At 74.1% G+C, this 18,625-nt stretch carries 17 protein-coding genes; 16 read left to right on the forward strand and 1 reads right to left on the reverse strand.

Going from position 1 to position 18,625, the window contains the following annotated elements; all coding sequences use genetic code 11:
* The first annotated feature begins 45 nt into the window (after positions 1-45).
* The 10 genes from QN157_09335 to QN157_09380 all read left to right on the forward strand — a co-directional run bounded on the left by QN157_09335 (position 46) and on the right by QN157_09380 (position 10,775).
* A complete protein-coding gene (locus tag QN157_09335) occupies positions 46-1,539 on the forward strand; it encodes an acyl-CoA carboxylase subunit beta (protein MDR7555799.1) in 1,494 nt (497 codons plus the stop codon).
* Between the two features lie 105 nt (positions 1,540-1,644).
* Complete coding sequence (locus tag QN157_09340) at positions 1,645-2,145, forward strand: GNAT family N-acetyltransferase (protein MDR7555800.1); 501 nt, start codon at positions 1,645-1,647, stop codon at positions 2,143-2,145.
* Between the two features lie 10 nt (positions 2,146-2,155).
* The gene (locus tag QN157_09345; GenBank protein MDR7555801.1) at positions 2,156-3,625 is read left to right on the forward strand and encodes a biotin carboxylase N-terminal domain-containing protein; all 1,470 of its coding nucleotides are present in this window, start codon (positions 2,156-2,158) and stop codon (positions 3,623-3,625) included.
* A complete protein-coding gene (locus tag QN157_09350; protein ID MDR7555802.1) occupies positions 3,622-4,149 on the forward strand; it encodes a biotin/lipoyl-containing protein in 528 nt (175 codons plus the stop codon). The genes QN157_09345 and QN157_09350 overlap by 4 nt, the downstream gene beginning before the upstream one ends.
* Positions 4,146-5,738 carry a methylmalonyl-CoA mutase family protein gene (locus tag QN157_09355; GenBank protein MDR7555803.1) on the forward strand — a complete coding sequence of 531 codons (1,593 nt, stop codon included), beginning with the start codon at positions 4,146-4,148 and terminating at the stop codon, positions 5,736-5,738. The genes QN157_09350 and QN157_09355 overlap by 4 nt, the downstream gene beginning before the upstream one ends.
* The gene (gene meaB / locus QN157_09360) at positions 5,735-6,685 is read left to right on the forward strand and encodes a methylmalonyl Co-A mutase-associated GTPase MeaB (protein MDR7555804.1); all 951 of its coding nucleotides are present in this window, start codon (positions 5,735-5,737) and stop codon (positions 6,683-6,685) included. Before QN157_09355 ends, meaB begins: the two co-directional genes overlap by 4 nt.
* A gap of 3 nt (positions 6,686-6,688) precedes the next feature.
* Positions 6,689-7,090 (forward strand): methylmalonyl-CoA epimerase, encoded by a 402-nt coding sequence (gene mce, locus QN157_09365; protein MDR7555805.1) that lies wholly within the window; start codon positions 6,689-6,691, stop codon positions 7,088-7,090.
* Between the two features lie 253 nt (positions 7,091-7,343).
* Positions 7,344-8,348: a 3D domain-containing protein gene (locus tag QN157_09370; GenBank protein MDR7555806.1), complete on the forward strand. Its 1,005-nt coding sequence runs from the start codon at positions 7,344-7,346 to the stop codon at positions 8,346-8,348.
* Positions 8,345-9,220: a 16S rRNA (adenine(1518)-N(6)/adenine(1519)-N(6))-dimethyltransferase RsmA gene (rsmA, locus tag QN157_09375; GenBank protein ID MDR7555807.1), complete on the forward strand. Its 876-nt coding sequence runs from the start codon at positions 8,345-8,347 to the stop codon at positions 9,218-9,220. The genes QN157_09370 and rsmA overlap by 4 nt, the downstream gene beginning before the upstream one ends.
* Before the next feature lie 307 nt (positions 9,221-9,527).
* Positions 9,528-10,775 carry a PLP-dependent aminotransferase family protein gene (locus QN157_09380; protein ID MDR7555808.1) on the forward strand — a complete coding sequence of 416 codons (1,248 nt, stop codon included), beginning with the start codon at positions 9,528-9,530 and terminating at the stop codon, positions 10,773-10,775.
* Positions 10,776-10,987: 212 nt separating this feature from the next.
* Here the strand turns inward: QN157_09380 and QN157_09385 are convergent, their stop codons facing one another.
* Positions 10,988-12,322, reverse strand: coding sequence for an LCP family protein (locus QN157_09385; protein ID MDR7555809.1), 1,335 nt, complete (start codon positions 12,320-12,322; stop codon positions 10,988-10,990).
* Positions 12,323-12,433: 111 nt separating this feature from the next.
* On the opposite strand from QN157_09385, the gene ispE reads away from it, so the two are divergent.
* From ispE to QN157_09415, 6 genes are all read left to right on the forward strand, one after another.
* Positions 12,434-13,300, forward strand: coding sequence for a 4-(cytidine 5'-diphospho)-2-C-methyl-D-erythritol kinase (gene ispE / locus QN157_09390; GenBank protein MDR7555810.1), 867 nt, complete (start codon positions 12,434-12,436; stop codon positions 13,298-13,300).
* A gap of 44 nt (positions 13,301-13,344) precedes the next feature.
* On the forward strand, positions 13,345-14,109 hold the full coding sequence (locus QN157_09395) for a nucleotidyltransferase family protein (GenBank protein MDR7555811.1): 765 nt from the start codon (positions 13,345-13,347) through the stop codon (positions 14,107-14,109).
* A gap of 1 nt (position 14,110) precedes the next feature.
* Positions 14,111-15,091: a pur operon repressor gene (gene purR, locus QN157_09400; GenBank protein ID MDR7555812.1), complete on the forward strand. Its 981-nt coding sequence runs from the start codon at positions 14,111-14,113 to the stop codon at positions 15,089-15,091.
* Positions 15,088-15,690 carry an SMI1/KNR4 family protein gene (locus tag QN157_09405; GenBank protein MDR7555813.1) on the forward strand — a complete coding sequence of 201 codons (603 nt, stop codon included), beginning with the start codon at positions 15,088-15,090 and terminating at the stop codon, positions 15,688-15,690. The genes purR and QN157_09405 overlap by 4 nt, the downstream gene beginning before the upstream one ends.
* A 199-nt stretch (positions 15,691-15,889) precedes the next feature.
* The gene (locus QN157_09410; GenBank protein ID MDR7555814.1) at positions 15,890-17,260 is read left to right on the forward strand and encodes a TolC family protein; all 1,371 of its coding nucleotides are present in this window, start codon (positions 15,890-15,892) and stop codon (positions 17,258-17,260) included.
* Between the two features lie 10 nt (positions 17,261-17,270).
* Complete coding sequence (locus QN157_09415) at positions 17,271-18,590, forward strand: efflux RND transporter periplasmic adaptor subunit (protein MDR7555815.1); 1,320 nt, start codon at positions 17,271-17,273, stop codon at positions 18,588-18,590.
* Positions 18,591-18,625: the final 35 nt, after the last annotated feature.

Here is an 18,625-nt window from a genome sequence, read left to right on the forward strand (position 1 = left end):
GACCGCCTGGAGGACCTGCGCCGCCGCCGGGAGCGCATTCTCGCCATGGGCGGGCCCGACCGGGTCCGCCGCCAGCACGAGAGCGGCAAGCTCACGGCGCGTGAGCGCCTGGACGTGCTGCTGGACCCCGGGTCGTTCGTCGAGCTCGACCCCTTCGTCACCCCGCGCGCCCGCGACTTCGGCCTGGACCGCGTGGAGGCCCCGGCCGACGGCGTCGTCACCGGGTGGGGCACGATCGACGGCAGGCCGGTGCACGTGTTCTCGCAGGACTTCACGGTGCTGGGCGGCTCGCTGGGCGAGGCGCACGCCGAGAAGATCTGCAAGGTCATGGACCTGGCCCTGCGCACCGGCACGCCCCTCATCGGGCTGAACGACTCGGGGGGCGCGCGCATCCAGGAAGGCGTGATGAGCCTGGGTGGGTACGCCGAGATCTTCTGGCGGAACACCCAGGCCAGTGGCGTCATCCCGCAGATCTCGGCCATCATGGGGCCCTGCGCGGGGGGCGCCGTCTACTCGCCGGCCATCACCGACTTCGTCGTCATGGTGCGGGGCACGTCGTACATGTTCGTCACCGGGCCGCAGGTCGTGAAGGCCGTGACCCGCGAGGACGTCTCCTTCGAGGCGCTGGGCGGCGCCGACGTGCACGCCGCCCGCAGCGGCGTGGCGCACTTCGTCGCCGACGACGACGAGGCGGCGCTGGCGGTGATTCGTCGCCTGCTCGGCTTCCTGCCCTCCAACAACCTCGACGAGCCGCCGCGCCGGCCGTCCGGCGACGACCCGGCGCGGGCCGACCCCGCCCTCGACGATCTGGTGCCCGAGGACCCTGCCAAGCCCTACGACATGCACGAGGTGATCCGGCGCGTCGTCGACGATGGCGACTTCCTCGAGGTCCACGCGCAGTTCGCGCGCAACCTGCTGTGCGGCTTCGCGCGGCTGGCGGGGCGGCCCGTGGGCGTGGTGGCGCAGCAGCCGGCGGTGCTGGCCGGGGTGCTCGACATCGACGCCTCGGTGAAGGGCGCACGGTTCGTCCGGTTCTGCGACGCGTTCAACCTGCCGCTGGTCACGTTCGTGGACGTCCCCGGCTTCCTGCCGGGCGTGGCGCAGGAGCACGGCGGCATCATCCGGCACGGGGCCAAGCTGCTCTACGCCTACTGCGAGGCCACGGTGCCCAAGCTGACGGTGATCACCCGCAAGGCCTACGGCGGCGCCTACGACGTCATGGCCAGCAAGCACATTCGGGGTGACCTGAACCTCGCCTGGCCCACGGCCGAGATCGCCGTGATGGGGCCCGAGGGCGCCATCGACATCATCTTCCGCAAAGAGCTGGCCGAAGCCGACGATCCCGACGCGCGGCGGCGCGAGCTGGTCGCCGAGTACCGCGCGCAGTTCGCCACGCCCTACGTGGCGGCCGCCCGGGGGTACGTCGACGACGTCATCCCGCCGCGCGAGACGCGCCGCCGCCTGATCGCGGCCCTCGAGGTGCTGCACCGCAAGCGGGTCCAGGTGCCCCGCCGCAAGCACGGCAACATCCCCCTGTGAGCCGCACCGGCCGGTGCGCCCTGCCGGCTCACCGGCCCGCGGGCGAGGAGTCCCCCCGGCGCAGGTGGAATTCCTCACCTGACGCCCGTGCGAGCGCTTGCGCCCATGACGCTGGAACCCGTCGCTGCTGGCGACCCCCGCTTCCGCGACTGGCTGCGCCGGTACCGCGAGGAAATCACCGGCGAGCCCCCGCCCGAAGGGTGGCTGGACCGCTACCTGCAGGTGCTCTTCGCCGACCAGGGCACGCGGCGGTTCATCTGGTGGGGCGTGGACAACGGGCGCAAGGTGGGCTTCGCGGTGGCGGTCCTCACCCGGCACTGGGCCGACCAGTCGCGCACCGTGGGGCAGATCGGCGAGTTCTTCATCTACCCCGAGTTTCGCCGCGAGGGCCGGGGACGCAAGCTGGCGCAGGCAGTCATCGACTGGCTGCAGCAGCACGGCGCCGACGAGATCCAGTCGGGCGTCGTGGCCGGCAACCTGCGCGGCCTGCGCTTCTGGGAAGCCTGCGGGTTCCAGATCGCCCGCTACTCGCTGGTGTACCGGCCGGATCGCCCGCGCGCCCCCGACGAGGACGACGAAGACGACGAGGAGCGGGACGACGCGTGAGCGGGGCGCGATGCGGCCCATCCGTCGCCTGCTGATCGCCAACCGGGGAGAGATCGCGGTGCGCGTGGTTCGCGCGTGCCGCGAGCTGGGGATCGCGCCGCTCGCCGTGTACGCGCCGGTGGATGCCGACGCGCCGCACGTGCGGATGGCCGATGCGGCCCTGCCGTTGCCCGGCGACGCCCCCGCCGACAGCTACCTGAACCTGTCTCTGCTCGTCGAGCTCGCCCGCCGTGCCGGCGCCGACGCGGTGCACCCGGGCTACGGGTTCCTGGCCGAGAACCCGGCCTTCGCGGCCGCGTGCGAGGCCGCCGGGCTGGTGTTCGTGGGACCGCCGTCGGCCGTGCTGGCCCGCTGCGGCGACAAGGCCGCCGCGCGCGCCGCCGCCGCGGCGGCTGGGGTTCCGGTACTGCCGGGGACCGGGCCGGTGACCGACGACGAGGCTGTGCGCGCGGCCGCCGCGCTGGGGTTCCCGCTGCTCATCAAGGCGGTGGGCGGGGGCGGGGGGAAGGGCATCCACCACGTGGCGGCGCCCGAGGCGCTGCCGGCCGCCCTGCGGCTGGCCCGCGGCGAGGCGCAGGCAGCCTTCGGCGATCCCCGGGTCTACCTCGAGCGATGGCTGACCGCCCCGCGCCACGTGGAGGTCCAGGTGCTGGCCGATGCTGCGGGCCACGTCGTGCACCTGGGTGAGCGTGCGTGCTCGGTGCAGCGACGGCACCAGAAGCTGATCGAGGAGGCGCCGGCGCCCGGCGTGGATCCGGCGCTGCGGGCGGCCCTGGGCGAGGCCGCGGTGGCGGTGGCGCGCGCGCTGGAGTACCGGGGTGCCGGGACCATGGAGTTCCTGCTGGAGGGCGACCGCTTCTACTTCATCGAGGTGAACGCCCGCATCCAGGTCGAGCACCCGGTGACCGAGGCGGTGACCGGGTGCGATCTGGTGGCCTGGCAGCTCCGCCTGGCCGGCGGGGAGCCCCTCGACTTCCAGCAGGCCGACGTGACCTGGCGGGGGGCGGCGCTCGAGTGCCGTATCAGCGCCGAAGACCCCCACGCGCAGTTCCTGCCATCGCTGGGCGCCATCGACGGGCTGGCCGAGCCCGCGGGGCCCGGCATCCGGGTGGACAGTGGCCTGTGGGTCGGCCAGCGGGTCTCGCGCCACTACGACCCGCTGCTCGCGAAGGTCGTCGCGTGGGGGCCGAGCCGCGAGGTGGCGCTGGCCCGCATGCGATGTGCCCTGCGCGAGTACTACATCTCGGGAGTCGACACGACGATTCCCTTTCACCTGTGGGCGTTGGACCAGCCGGCGTTTTGCGCCGGCGTCTACGACGTGCGGTTCGCCGAGCACTGGGACGGCGGTGGCGCGCTCGACGAGACCGCCGTGCTCGCCGCGGCCGCGTGGTACTCCCGGCGCCTGCGGACGCCGCGGTTGCCCGCCGACGGTGCGGGCGAGCGCTGGGCCGCAACGGCCCGCCTGGAGGCCCTGCGATGATCCTCGAGGTCGCCCTGGGCGGGCGCCGCCACACGGTGGCCGTGACGGAGGACGCCGATGGCATGGTCGTCGCCTGGGACGGGACCCGTCGACACGTGCGGCTGGCACCCCTCGTGGGCTCCGAATGGTGGCGGCTGGAGGTCGACGGGCGGCGCTATGATGTGCGCCTTCAGCCTTACGACGATGGCGTGCGGGTGACGGTGGGCGCGTCGCGGGCCGAGGTGCTCGTGCGGCGGGCGCTGCCGGTACCGTCGCGGCGGGCACGCGACCCCGCGGTGGCCACGGCGGTCGAGGTGCGTGCGCCGATGCCGGGGCTGGTCGTCGCCACGCCGCTGGCCGCGGGGCAGCCGGTGGCGGCGGGCCAGGCGGTCGTCGTCGTCGAAGCCATGAAGATGCAGATGGAGGTACCGGCGCCCGTCTCGGGGCAGGTCGCCGAGGTGCGGGTGCGGCCCGGCCAGGAAGTGACCGGCTCCCAGGTGCTGGTGGTGCTGCACACGGGGCCGGGCGCCGGGGAGAGCCGATGAGCGACCAGGTCCGGCAGGTGACAACGACCGACGGCATGCCGCTGGCCGTCGTGTACGGCCCCGACGACGCGCGCATCGACTACGCCCGCGACCTGGGCGCGCCCGGCCAGTTCCCCTTCACGCGGGGCATCTACCCCACCATGTACCGCGGTCGGCTGTGGACGATGCGTCAGTACGCCGGCTACGGCACGGCGGAGGAATCCAACCGCCGCTTCCACTACCTGTTGGACCAGGGTCAGACCGGCCTCTCGATCGCGTTCGACCTCCCCACCCAGATGGGCTACGACTCCGACCACCCCCTGGCCGAGCCCGAGGTCGGCAAGGTCGGCGTCGCCATCGACTCCCTGGCCGACATGGAGGTCCTGCTGGAAGGCATTCCCCTCGACCGGGTGTCGACCTCCATGACCATCAACGCCACGGCGGCGATCCTGCTGGCGATGTACGTGGCCGTGGCGCGCAAACAGGGCGTGCCACCCGACCGCATCGCCGGGACCACGCAGAACGACATCCTCAAGGAGTACGTCGCCCGCGGCACTTACATCTACCCCCCGGGCCCGTCCCTGCGCCTGGTCACCGACCTGTGTGCCTACTGCGTGCGCTTCCTGCCCCGCTGGAATCCCATCAGCATCAGCGGCTACCACATCCGGGAGGCTGGCGCCACGGCCGCGCAGGAGGTGGCTTTCACGCTGGCCAACGGGCTGACCTACTTCCAGGCCGCGGTGGACGCTGGGCTGGACCCCGACGAGATCGGCCCGCGGCTGTCGTTCTTCTTCGCAGCCCAGATGCCGCTGCTCGAGGAAGTGGCGAAGTTCCGCGCGGCGCGTCGGCTGTGGGCGCGCCTGGTGCGCGAGCGGTTCGCCCCGGCCGATCTCCGGGCGGCGATGTTGCGGTTCCACACCCAGACCGCCGGTGCAGCCCTGACGGCCCAGCAGCCCGAGAACAACGTGGTCCGGGTGACCGTGCAGGCGCTGGCCGCGGTGCTGGGCGGGACACAGTCGTTGCACACCAATGCCCGCGACGAGGCGCTGGGCCTTCCCACCGAGGAGGCGGCGCTGCTGGCCCTGCGCACACAGCAGATCCTGGCCTACGAGACCGACGTGGCGGCCACGGTCGATCCCCTGGCCGGGGCCTACGTGATCGAGCACCTCACCGACGCCATCGAACGCCAGGCCCGCGAGCGGATCCGGCAGGTGGAAGCCGCGGGCGGGGTGCTGCGGGCGATCGAGGCGGGGGTGATCCAGCGCGAGATCGCCGAGAGCGCTTTCCGCGAGGCCCAGGCCATAGAACGGGGGGACAAGGTGGTAGTCGGCGTCAATCGGTTCCAGAGCGCGTCGCCGGTGCGCGTCGCGACGTTGCGCGTCGACCCCGCGGTGGTGGCGCGCCAGCAGGCGCGGCTGCGGCAGGTGCGCGCCGGCCGCGACGCCGCCGCGGTCCGGGGGGCCCTGCGCCGCCTGGAGGAGGCGGCGCGGGGCACTGACAACCTCATGCCCCCCATCCTCGAGGCCGTGGAGGCCTACGCCACCATCGGCGAGCTGTGCGACGTGCTGCGGCGCGTGTTCTCCACCTACCGGCCGCCCGTGGTGGTGTGAGCGCGCCGCTGGCCCGCCAGCTCGTGGCCGCCGTGCTGGCCGGGTCGGCCCAGGCGGTCGCCCGGCTCATCTCGCTGGTCGAGAACGACGGCGCGGCGGCGCAAGACGCGAGGGCGGCCCTGCATCGGCACACGGGCCGGGCCCACGTGGTGGGCATCACCGGACCGCCGGGGTCGGGCAAGAGCACCCTGGTCAACGCCGCGATCCGGGCGTTGCGCCAGGCCGGACAGCGGGTGGGTGTGGTCGCCATCGACCCCACCAGCCCGTTCACCGGCGGCGCGCTGCTCGGCGACCGCATCCGCATGATGGATCACAGCACCGACCCCGAGGTGTTTGTGCGCTCGATGGCGACCCGCGGCAGCCTCGGGGGGCTGGCACCGGCGACCAGCGATGCCGTGGCGATCCTCGACGCATGGGGCGCGGCCACGGTGCTGGTGGAGACGGTCGGCACCGGCCAGGCCGAGGTGGACGTCGTCTCCGCGAGTGATTCGGTCGTCGTGGTGGCGGTGCCGGGAACGGGCGACGCCATCCAGACCCTGAAAGCGGGCGTGATGGAGATCGCCGACCTGTTCGTCGTGAACAAGGCCGACCGCCCCGATGCCAGCCGGCTCGTGGCCGATCTGGAGATGGCGGTGCGCCTGCTGCCCGCGGGCGGCTGGCGCCCGCCGGTGCTCACCACCGTGGCCACGACAGGGGAGGGGGTCGATGCCGTGCTGGCCGCCCTGGCTGAGCACCGCCGCCACCTGGAACAGACCGGTGCGCTGCAGGCCCGGCGGCGCGCCCGCTGGCGGCGCGAGATCCTGCGCATCGCCGAGGGGCGGATGCGCGCGCGCCTGCTGGAGGACGCTGGCCCGCTGCTGGAGGAGCTGGCGGCCCGCGTGGCCGCGGGCGACCTCGATCCCTATGCGGCGGCCGAGCGGCTGCTGCAGGCCGGCACGCCACACTAGGCCGTGCGGCTGCACCACGTGGGCATCGCCGTCCGAGACCTCGAGGCGGCTGCGCGGGTCTATCGCGAGGCGTTTGGCCTCCAGCCCGGGGTCCCCGAGCGCGTCGAGCGCGACGCCGTCGCGGTGCTGTTCGTCCCGGCAGGTGGGGTCCTGCTGGAGCTGCTGCAGCCGCTGGACGAGGACGGACCGGTCGCGCGATTCCTCGCACGGCGTGGGGAAGGCGTGCACCACGTGGCCTTTGCGGTGCCCGACGTGGCCGCAGCCCTGGACCGGGCGCGCGCTGCCGGGATGCGCCCGGTAGACGCTGCGCCCCGCCCCGGCGCCCATGGCTGGTGGGTCGCCTTCCTCCACCCACGCGACCTGCACGGCGTGCTCGTGGAGCTGGTGGAGGACCCGGGCGCGTAGCGCGTCACCGAAAAGCGAGCGCCCGCCGCGGAGCGACCACGGCGGAGGACCCGGCCGCGTAGCGCGTCACCGCCGCCGCCCTTGCGCGACCCCCAAGAGTTCTCTACACTATTGATCAGTTTCCGCACCCCGACGACGCACGCACGTACCCGGACCTGCGGCGCACAACGCACCGCGGCGCAGTCCTACGGCCTGCCGGCGCCATGGCGGCGCGGGGCCATCCTGATCGACAGCCCGAAGGGAGGTGAGAGGCGTGAGCGCTTCTCTGCGACGCATCGGGCTGGCATGGCTGCTCTGCACCGCCGTCACCACCGTGGCCACGGCGGCCGTTGCCGACGCCTGGAGGGCCGTCGTCGTTGCCACCCCCGATCCGCGCCTCGTGCTGACCTGGCGCGGTACGGTGGGGGAAGTGCTCGCCGATCTCGGGGTCCGGGTGGGAGCCCAGGACCGCGTCAGCCCGGCTCTGGGCGCTCCGGTGGCCTCGGGCGCGGCGATCCGCGTGCGTCGGGCGGTGCCCGTGACGATCGCGGTGGGGCAGGCGCGGTACCGCGTGTGGAGCGCGGCAGAGACCGTGGGCGACCTCCTCGCCGAGCGCCCGGGGGGACTGGTCGTACGGCCCCGCGATCGGGTCTTTCCCGCCCGCGAGGCCGCCCTGGCCGCGCACACGGTCGTCCGGGTGATCCGCGTCGAAACACGAATCGTCGAGGAGACCGAACGGGTGGCCCCGGGACGGGTGGTGCGCGCAGACAGCGACCTGCCGCGGGGGCTGGCGCGCGTCGTGCAGGTCGGCCGTCCAGGGATACGTCTGCGTCGCGTGGCCGTCACCCTCGCGGACGGCGTCGTCATCGAGCGGCGCGAGGTGGGCAGGGTGCTCGTGCAGCCCCCGCAGGACCGGATCGTGCACGTCGGGACCCGGCGCATGATCGCCTCGCGCGGCGAGTTCGTCGGCAGGGAGATCCTCCACATGGAAGCCACCGGGTACGCGCCGTGGACCGGCCCCGGGGTGGACGATGTCACCGCCACGGGCATGCGCGCCGGCTACGGGGTCGTGGCCGTCGATCCAGCGGTGATCCCGTTGGGGTCGCGGCTCTACATCGAGGGCTACGGCGTCGCCATCGCGGGCGACACCGGGGGCGCCATCAAGGGCTACCGCATCGACCTGGGCTTCGACACGGCCCGGGCAGCGATCCGGTTCGGCCGACGCACGGTGCGCGTCTACATCCTGTCCACCCCGACGGCGTCCCGTCCATCACGTTGAGCGCCGGCGCCCCGGCGCTGCCACCGGACGTCGACCTGGCCACCCGAGCCGGTGCCGTCGCGGTGCTGCGGGCCTTCGGCCTGCGCCTGCGGCCCGCCCGCGGGCAGCACCTCCTGGTCAGCCGGCGCATCCTCGACCGCATCGTGGCGGCAGCGGCCCTGGACGCGCGTGACGTCGTCCTGGAGATCGGCGGCGGAATTGGCACGCTGACCCTGGCCCTGGCCCGCACGGGTGCGCGGGTGATCACCATCGAAGTGGATCCGCGCCTGGTGCCCGTGCTGCGCGCGGTCTGCGCACGGGAGCCGCGGGTGCACGTCGTGCACGGCGACGCCATGGCCCTGCCGTGGACCGCCCTCCCGTGGACGCCGACCGCGGTCGTCGCCAACCTGCCATATGCCATCGCGTCGCCGCTGCTGGTGCGGCTGTTGGAAACCGGCACAGGACGTCGCCTGGTGGTGATGGTCCAGGAGGAGGTGGCCGACCGCCTGCTGGCCGCGCCCGGCACGCCCGCCTACGGGTTGCTGACGGTGCTGGTGCACCTCTACGCGCGCCCCACGCTGGTCGTGCGGGTGCCGCGTACGGCCTTCTACCCCATGCCCCAGGTGCGCTCGGCCGTCGTCCGCCTCGACCTCCACGTCAGGCCGGTGCGGCCGCCCGAGCGCCTGCCCGCGGTAGTGGCCGTGGCACGCGCCGCCTTCGCCAAGCGGCGCAAGATGCTGCGGGCCGCGCTGCGGCAGGTCGGCGGGCGGCGCCTGGATGCGGCGGCGGTGACGGCGTGGTGTGCCCGGGCCGGCATCGACCCGCGGCGGCGGGGCGAGACCCTCTCCGTCGAGGAGTTCGCGCGCCTGGCCGACGTCTGGGAGACGGCGTGAGGCCCCGCGGCATCACGGGCCAGAGTGTACGCGCATGGCCCGTGGGGTGGGGGGTCGATTGGGGGTCATCGAGGTTGCCGGCCGGACCGTCAGGGCATGGCCCCCGGGTTCGCGGGCCGATCGGCTGGGGTCGATCGCGAACCCCGCGATGTCGCGCAGGGGCCCCCGGGTTCGTGGGCCGATCGGTCGACATCGGGTTGCCTGTCAGACGAACAACGCATGGCGGGGGATCGACGGGCCGACGTCCGGGAGAGGAGAGGAGTCCTGCGGTGAGGAAGACCACGGGGGAGTATCCCGGGAGGGCATCGTGATCGACTACCAGGCACGCTTCGCCCGCTTGACCCGCGTCGCCGAGCGGTCGCTCATCCGCGAGCTGCTCAAGGTCTCCCGCCAGCGCGACGTGATCTCGTTCGCCGGCGGGTTCCCCGACCCGTCCACGTTCCCCGTGGCCGAGATCGCCGAGGTCACCCAGGAGGTGCTGCGCACGAGCGCGGCTCTGGCCCTCCAGTACGGCCCCACCGAGGGCGATCCGGCGCTGCGCGACCAGCTGGTGGCCTGGATGGCCAAGGACGGGCTCCGGGTCAGCCGCGAGCAGGTGCTGGTGACCACGTCGTCCCAGCAGGCGCTCGATCTCGTCGGCAAGGTGTTCCTCGATCCCGGCGATGTGGTGGTGGTGGAACTGCCGTCGTACCTGGGCGGACTGCAGGCGTTCCGCGCCTACGGCGCCGACCTGGTGGGGGTGCCCCAGGACGACGAGGGCATCGACGCCGACCGCCTGGCACAGACCCTTCATCACCTGCAGCGCGCGGGGCGCCGGATCAAACTGCTGTACGCCGTACCCGACTTCCAGAACCCCTCGGGGGTGACCTGGAGCCGGGCCCGGCGCGAGCGTCTCCTGGCCCTGGCCCGCGAGGTCGACGCCCTCGTGGTGGAGGACAACCCGTACCGCGAGATGCGGTTTGCCGGTACCGCGCCGCCGCCCATCGCCGCGCTGGACGACGAGGGCCGTACCCTCTACCTCTCGACGTTCAGCAAGACGCTCGCGCCGGGCCTGCGCATCGGGTGGATCGCCGGCCCCGAACCCGTGGTGGCCCAGTGCGTCACGGTCAAGCAGGCGATGGACCTGTGCAGTCCATCCCTGACGCAGGCCATCGCGGCGGGGTTGCTCCGCCGGGGCGACCTGCTGCGGCGCCTGCCCGCGACGGTGGCGCTCTATGGGCGCAAGCGGGACGTCATGCTCGAGGCGCTGGCGCGGGAGATGCCGCCGGGTGTGACCTGGACGCGCCCGGAGGGCGGCCTGTTCCTGTGGGTGCGGCTGCCCGAGGAGCTCGATGCCGGTGCGCTGCTGCCAGCGGCCGTGGAGGCGGGGGTGATGTACGTCCCGGGTCAGGCGTTCTTCGCCGACGGCACGGGGCGCAACACGCTGCGGCTGAACTTCTCCTACCCGTCCGAGGACGAGATCCGCACGGGGATCGCGCGGCTGGCGGCGCTGGTGCGTGGGGCGGTGGCGCCTGTCCACACGATCCACAGCAGGGGAACGACCGTTTCGGATTGACGCCTGGCACTGCCCGTGGTAGCGTCAGGTCCGTCAGCGGCTCGCCGCTGGCTGAGGTGGGAGGAGGTACTCCTTCGGGAGCAACCCGGCCTAACTCGCCGCGGGAGCCGCTGACGTTTTGGGCGCCGCGGGATTCCACGGCATCGGGAAGGACGTGCAGCGGCCTGATGACGGCGCGGGCGCGCCCCCGCGGGTCGTCGCAGTCGGTGGCGTTAGTCGGCGCGGCGCAGCGGCGTGGCGGACAGGACGCGGGACGCGTCCCTGGCGAGGACGATGGTGATCGAGGGAGGGTGGTCGGCGGGCTCGCGGCGGATCGCCGCGCGGGGCAACGCGGTGGCGATCATATGGGCGAACCCCCGACGTCCGGTCCGGTCGATGACCGTGGTGACGTCGGCGGCGCGGGCGTCGCTGCCAACACGGATCTGGGCGAAGCCCAGCGCCGCCAGGCGCTCGGCCACCTGTCGGGCCAGCCCCGAAGTCCCGCTGGCGTTGACGACCTCCACCTGGACCGCTGCCATCTCCTCCACCGTGACCCCGTAGAACAGGTCGGCGACGAGCGCGCGCACCCGCGCCCGGTCGGGCTCCCAGTACAGGGGCGCGAACGTGCCGGGCAGGGTGTGCAGCTGCAACGGGTGGTCGCGCACGCGCAGGGCGAACACGCCCAGGGTCAGCAACTCGGCGGGGCCCAGGTTGGTATCGGTGTGCGCGCTGATGGCGCGCAGCAGGCGGGGCGCCGCCAGCAGGGTGGACGGCTGGCGCAGGTGCGCCACCAGCGCGCGCAGCAGCCGCTGCTGGCGCTCGACGCGCCCGATGTCGCCCAGGGCGTCGTGCCGGAAGCGGATGTAGCCGGTGGCCTGCCGGCCGTCCAGGCGCTGGCGGCCCTTGCGCAGGTCGATGGTGTAGCCGGCCCACGAGTCGGTGTACCGCATGTCCTTCTCGACGTCGACCTCGACGCCGCCCAGAGCGTCGACGATCTTGGCGAACGACTCCGGCCCCAGCTTGACGTAGTAGGGCACGCGCACGCCCAGCAACTGCTCCACCGTCCGGATCGTCAGCCCGACCGCGCCGTACGCGTAGGCGGCGTTGATCTTGGTCTCCCCGTGCCCGGGGATCACGGCGCGGGTGTCGCGTGGGATGGAGAGGACACCGATGCGGCCGCGCTCCGGGTCGAACGTCACCAGCGCCAGCGTGTCGGCGCGCGCGACGTTCAGCACGCGACGCCGGTGGTCGAGGGTGACGTCGGTGCCGATGACGAGGACGTTCACGCGGTCGACCAGGCGCAGCGGCCACGCGAAGGCGGGCACGCGGGGCCGCCGCGGCATCACCTCGCGTACGGCGATCTGGCTCGCCAGGTAGAGGTAGGCGCCCGCCAGGAGGCCGCCGACGATGACGACGACCGCGGGCACGCCCCAGAGCAGCCAGCGGAGCCACCGGCGCGGGACGCGCCCGGTCGCCTGCGGCGCCAGGCCGCCCGCCGGGACGAGCGCGCCCTCGTCGCGCACGGGGTCGGGCAACGGAGCGGGAGGCAGCTGCGGGTCCTGCGTCACGGCCCCTATCTTACGGGAACCCCCTGCCAGGCGCAACGAACCGCGAGAGGACTTGCGGGCCGCGACACCTAAGGAGTTAGGGCCGCCGGATCCCGCGGGGAGGCAGTCCGCGTGAAGGAGCTCCGTCTCAACGCCTACGCCAAGGTCAACCTGGGGCTGAACGTCTTGCACAAGCGGGACGACGGGTACCACGAAGTAGAGGCCGTGCTCCACACCGTGGCGCTCTACGACGTGGTCGTCCTGCGCGAGGCCGGCGATGCGATCCGCGTCGTCGCCGAGGGCGAGCCGGTGCCCGAGGGCACCGCGAACCTGGTCTTCCGCGCGGCGCAGCTGCTGCGGGAGCAGTACGGCATCACCCGGCCCGTGGAGATCCACCTGCGCAAGCAGATCCCCGTCGCCGCCGGCCTGGGCGGCGGCAGCGCGGATGCCGCCGTGACGCTGTTGGGCCTTGCGCAGCTGTGGAAGCTGCGCCTGGATGGGCGCGAGTTGCGGGCGGCGGCGGCCAAGCTCGGCTCGGACGTCCCCTTCTTCCTGGAGGGAGGGTCGGCCCTGGCCCGGGGGCGTGGGGAACGCGTCCATCCGCTGCCGGCGCTGCCGACCACGTGGGTCGTGCTGGCCCGGCCCCGCATCCCGATCCTGACGGAATGGGCCTACGCCCACTTCCAGCCCGCCGAGGTCACGCGGCGCCCCGACATCCCGGCGCTCGTCGACGCCGTGCGCCGCGGCGACGTGCCGGCGGTGGGGCGGCTGATGGGCAACGTGTTCGAGGAGTTCATCGCCGCGCGCCATCCCGTCGTCGCCGAGCTGAAGCAACGGATCCTGCGGGGCGAGGCGTACGGTGCCTGCATGACCGGGACCGGTCCCACCGTGGTGGGCCTGATGGCCAACGAGGCCGCGGCCCGCCGCGTGGCGGACGACTGCGGGAGCGTCCCCGACGTGGACGTTTTCGTGACCAAGACGTTCGCGGAGGAACGATAGGCGTGCCGTCGTCGCCGGGCCCCGCCGACAGCCGGGGGGGATAGGTGCCGCCCGCGGTCGTCCTCGCCGGCGGAGCGCCGGAGCCCCGGCTCGCTCCTGGCGTGCCCAACAAGGCGTTCCTGCGCCTGGGTGGGATGACGCTGGTGGAGCGGGTGGTGGCCGCAGCGCGCGGCTGCAGCGCCATCGAGCGCGTCGTGGTCGTCGGCCCCGCGCCGGCGCTGCGCGCCCTGCTGGGCACCGGTGTCGAGGTCGTGGCCGGGGATGGGGGCATGATGGACAACGTCGCCGCGGCGCTGCGGGCGCTGCCCGATGCCCCGGCTGTGCTGGCCATCGCCGCCGACCTGCCCCTGCTCACCGCCGAGGCGCTCGCTGGGTTTCTCGCGCGCTGCGAGGGTGACTACAGCCTGTTCTACCCCATCGTGCCCCAGGCGGCGGTCGCGCGCCGCTACCCCGGGGCGCGCAAGACCTACGTGCGCGTCGCCGACGGCGTCTTCACGGGGGGGAGCGTGCTGCTGTTCGACCCATCGGCCCTGGAGCGGATCCGCGGCTTCGTCGAGCGGGTGATGGCCGCGCGCAAGAAGCCATGGCTGCTCGCCCAGCTATTCGGATGGGGGACGGTCTTGCGGTTCGCCTCGGGCGCGTTGTCCATTGCCGAGATGGAGGCTCGCGCCCGGGAGGTCACCGGCCTGCGCGCGCGGGCCGTGATCGTCGACGACCCGTCGCTCGCCCTCGACGTGGACGCCGAGCGCCCCGAGAACCTAGCCGTGGTGCGGGCCGTCCTGGAAGGCGGTCGACCGGTGGAGCCCTGACGTGACGACCGGGCGCCAGCACCGCGGACCGGGCCGTCGCAGGGCGCCCGGTGCCCCGGCAGCCGGGGAGCCGTGGGGCGCTCCCGCCTCGACGCCGCAGGCCAGCCAGGCGCAGCGGCCCGGCGGCCGGCTGCGCCGCGGCGAGCGCATGGTCGTCATCGCGCACACGCTGCTGCGCGCACCCCACCGGCTGATCCCGCTGTCCACCTTCGCGGACCTGCTGGGCGCCGCCCGCTCGACCATCAGCGAGGACCTGGGGTTCCTGCGGGGCGTCTGCGAGCGCTTCGGGTTGGGGCGGGTGGAGACCCTGCCCGGGGCAGCGGGCGGCGTGCGCTACAGCCCGACCCGAACGCCCGCGCAGATCGGCGCGCTGGTGGACGAGCTGTGCGCGCGCCTGCGGGAACCCGGCCGCGTGCTGCCCGGTGGGTTCCTCCTCACCAGCGACCTGCTGGCGCTGCCGTGGCTCGTGGCCGACCTGGGCGAGGTGTTCGCCACCCTGTTCGAGGCGACCAGGCCCGACGTGGTCCTGACCATGGAGGTCAAGGGCATTCCGCTGGCGCTGATGACCGCGCGTGCGTTCAACGTGCCCCTGGTCACCGCGCGGCGCGACGGCCGGGTGACCGAGGGACCGTCCGTCAGCGTGAACTACGTCTCCGGCTCCTCGCGCCTCGTGCAGTCCATGACGCTGCCGCTGCGCGCCGTGCCGCCCGGCGCCCGGGTGCTCTTCATCGACGACTTCCTCCGGGGCGGCGGCACCGCTCGAGGCGTGTACGACCTCATGCGCGAGTGCCGGGCTGAAGTCGCCGGCATCGGGGTATTAGTAGAAGCGGAGCAGCCCGCGGAGAAGCTGGTGGAGCGCTACGTCGCGCTCGTCACCTATGCCGGAGCGGGAGCCACGGGCGAGGCGATCGTGCGGCCAAGCCGGTGGATCCGTGCCTACCTCGAGACCGCGGGCACCCATGGCGCAGAGGAGCGGCAGTGACCCTCGACGACATCTGGGCGGCGTTGGGCTACTTTGGCCCCGGCGTCGTGCGCCTGAACCCGCCGGCCGCGGAGCGCGACATCCGCCGGGCCGAGCGCGAGTTGAGCGTGCGACTGCCGCGCTCGATGCGGATGGTGCTGCTCGCCTTCAACGGCGGCTTTCTGATCACCGACCCCCTCCACGGCGTGCCACCGGTGCAGTCGGCGCTGGACCTGGTGTTCGCCACCCGGCAGGCGCGGGCCTACTGGGGCCCGTTGGGGTGGGCGCAGGAGTTCGTGGAGGTGGGCAACGACGGCGCGGGCAACCCCTACGTGCTGCTGCTGGACCGCACCGATCCCTACGGCGAGTCGCCGGTGGGCGTGTTCGATGCAGGGGTGATGGACGTGTGCGAGGTGGTGGCGTCGTCCTACCTGCACTTCGTCTGGTTCCTCATCGAGGATCTCAAATGGCGCCACCTGCCCGACGGCAGGCCGCACCCGCGGGAAGAGGTCGTCTGGACCAGCACCCGGGTCGTGGTGCGGCCGGAGGCGCTGTCACCCTGGCGGTTCAACGAGGCCTGGATGCTCGCCCACGATCCGGGGCTGGCGCGCTGGCGCTGAGACCGGAGCCGCGCAGGCGTGGCGGGGCGCGGGAGCCGTCAGGCCCCGCGGCGCGCTGCACACGATCCTGTGGGCTTCGTCCGCCGTCCCCAGACGGCGTCGTGAGCGCGTCTGCCCCGCTGCGCCGTCGCCGGGTGTTCGCCGATCCTGCGCGACCGGCGCCAGCCGGCCGCGCGCTGTCTGGGAGGAGGTCGTCGCGATGAACGTCCGTGTGGCCGCGCAGCGCCCCGTGCTGCTCGGCCTCGCTGTGGGTGTGGCTGCCGCGCTGGTCCCCGCGCCGCCGGCGTCCGCCCAGGCCGCCCGGCCGATCACGCTGGCCGAGGTGCTGACGCTGGCCGCGCAGCACAGCCCGGCGCTGCGCGTCGCTGCGTTCGAGGTCGCAGTCGCCCGGGCGCAGCTGGCGCAGGCCGAAGCCGCCCGCAACGGCACCCTGGTGCTGACCGGGTCGTACACGCGGCTCAACGAGCGGGAAGGCGGTGCCATCGTCATCCCGGGCGGCACCATTCCCGGCGTGCCCACGCCCATCACCATCCCGTTGCCGCCACCCACCGCCGACCTCTACACCACGGCGCTCACCGTGCAGTACCCGCTCCACACCGGCGGGCGCATCGAGGCGGCCGTAACACTGGCCCGCGCCAACGTCCAGGGCGCCGAGGCGGCGCTGGAACGCGCCAAGCAGCAGCTGATCCTGGAGGCCAAGCAGGCCTACTACCAGATGCTCCTGGCCCAGGCCGGGGTCGAGGTGGCGCAGCGCGCGCTGGCCGCAGCCGAGGAGAACCTCCGGGTGGCGCGGGCGCGCGTCGCGGCCGGGACCTCGCCGCGCTTCGACGAGGTGTCCGCCGAGGTGAACGCCGCCAACGCCCGACAGGGCGTCATCCGCGCGCGCAACGCCCTGGCCCTGGCGCAGCACGCTCTGGCCGCGCTCGTGGGCCAGCCGCTGGACACCCTGCTGCAGCCGCGTGAGACCATGACCGTCGTGCCGGTGCGTACCGCGGCGGAGGCGCTGGTGCGCCGCGCCCTGGACGCGCGCCCCGAACTGGCCGAGCACCGGGCGCGGATCGCGGCGGCTGCCGCCGCGATCGAGGTGGCCCGGGCCGGGGCGCGCCCGGCCCTGGTGCTGACCGGCGGGCCCACCTGGGGCAACACGACCGCCGCGGGCCTGGGGACGTCGGCGGCGTTCGGGTGGAGCCTGACGCTGGCCGCCACCGTGCCCCTGTTCGACGGCGGCCTGACTGCACACCGCATCCGCGAGGCCGAGGCGCGCGTGGCGCAGCTGCGGGCCGCCGAGGTCCAGCTGCGCCAGACCATCGAGCTGGACGTACGCCGTGCGCTCCTGACTCTGGCGTCGGCCGCGGAGGAGGTGGCGGCCGCGGAAGCTACCGTGCAGCAAGCCATGGAAGGGCTGCGCATCGCGAACGTGCGCTTCGCAGCCGGCGTGTCCACCAACCTGGAGGTCATCACCGCGCAGGCGGCGCTCGCGCAGGCCGAGGCCAACCGCGTGCAGGCGCTGTTCAACGTCAACGTGGCGCGGGCGCAGCTCGAACGCGCCGTCGGCGGCCCGGTCGAGTAGGAGGGACGGCGTGGCCGGGGCCCGGCGAGGGCACCTGCCGATCGTGCTCGTGGCGCTGGCGGCGGCGCTGGCCGTCTACGCCGCGAGCCGCGCAGTGGCGGACCGGCGCGCGGCGAACGCGCCGTACGTCGAGGGCTCGGGCACGATCGAGGCCACGCAGGTGCAGATCGCGGCCAGGATCGCCGGCCGCGTACGCGACGTCACCGTCGACGCCGGGGACGCCGTCCGCGCCGGGCAGGTGCTGGTCCGCCTCGATGCGGCCGAGCTGGACGCCCAGGTAGCGCAAGCGGATGCCGGCGTGGCCGCGGCGCGCACGCGGCTCGCGCAGGCGCAGGCGGCGCTGCGCGCCCAGCGTACGCAGACCGCGGCCGCGCTGGCCCAGGCCGAGGCTGCCGTGCAGGCCGCAGCCGCCCGGGTGGGCCAGGCCCGCGAGGCATTGCGGCTCCAGGAAGACCAGGCGCGTCAGCAGGTCGCACAGGCACAGGCTGCCGTGGCGGCGGCCGAGGCCGCGCGCCAGGCGGCCCGTGCCGCGCGCGACGCCGTGCGCGCGAACCTCGAGAAGGCCCGACGAGACCTGGTTCGGGCGCAGGCGCTCTTCCGCGAGGGCGCAGTCGCCGCCCAGGCCGTGGACGCGGCCCGGGCGGCGGTCGACGCCCTTGCGGCGCAGGAGGCCGCCGCAGCCGCGCAGGAAGCGGCGGCGGCGCAGCAGGTCGAGCAGGCCCGCGCGGCGCTGGCGCTGGCCGAGGCCGCCCGGCGCCAGGTGGCCATCCGTCGCCAGGACCTGGCAGCGGCGCTGGCCCAGCGGGAGCAGGCCGATGCTGCAGCGGCGAGCGCCCGCGCCGGCCGTGACCTCGTGGCCCAGCGCCAGGAGGAGGTGGCGGCCGCGGCGGCGGCGGTCGCCAGCGCCGAGGCCGCGCTGCGGCACGCGCTGGCCCTGCGGGCCAACACCGTGCTGCGCTCGCCCATCGACGGCGTGGTGCTGGCGCGGACGGTAGAGCCAGGCGAGGTGGTCGGCGCGGGCATCCCCCTGCTCACCGTGGCCGACCTGCGCCGCGTGTGGCTGCGCGTCTTCGTGCCGGAAGCGCAACTCGGCCGGTTGCGGCCCGGTGCCCCGGCGCAGGTCTTCGTGGACGCGTTCCCCGGACGGCCGTTCCCGGGCACCGTCACCGAGATCGCCAGCCAGGCGGAGTTCACGCCCCGCAACGTGCAGACCCGTGAGGAGCGGGTGAAGCTGGTCTTCAGCGTGCGCATCACGCTGGAGAACCCCGCCGGGCTGCTCAAGCCCGGCATGCCCGCCGATGCCCGGATCACACTGGCCGGGCCGCCATAGTGGGGCACCTGACCGCAGCTCGTGTTCCGGCGTCT

Source organism: Armatimonadota bacterium (genome assembly GCA_031459855.1).
Taxonomy (GTDB): domain Bacteria; phylum Sysuimicrobiota; class Sysuimicrobiia; order Sysuimicrobiales; family Humicultoraceae; genus Fervidifonticultor; species Fervidifonticultor primus.

Bases quoted from the DNA above. Each gene is read 5' to 3' on its own strand.
- QN157_09410 (MDR7555814.1), top strand. From the start codon at position 15,890: ATGAACGTCCGTGTGGCCGCGCAGCGCCCCGTGCTGCTCGGCCTCGCT.
- QN157_09355 (MDR7555803.1), top strand. From the start codon at position 4,146: ATGAGCGACCAGGTCCGGCAGGTGACAACGACCGACGGCATGCCGCTG.
- QN157_09335 (MDR7555799.1), top strand. From the start codon at position 46: ATGGGCGGGCCCGACCGGGTCCGCCGCCAGCACGAGAGCGGCAAGCTC.
- QN157_09340 (MDR7555800.1), top strand. From the start codon at position 1,645: ATGACGCTGGAACCCGTCGCTGCTGGCGACCCCCGCTTCCGCGACTGG.
- QN157_09350 (MDR7555802.1), top strand. From the start codon at position 3,622: ATGATCCTCGAGGTCGCCCTGGGCGGGCGCCGCCACACGGTGGCCGTG.
- QN157_09345 (MDR7555801.1), top strand. From the start codon at position 2,156: ATGCGGCCCATCCGTCGCCTGCTGATCGCCAACCGGGGAGAGATCGCG.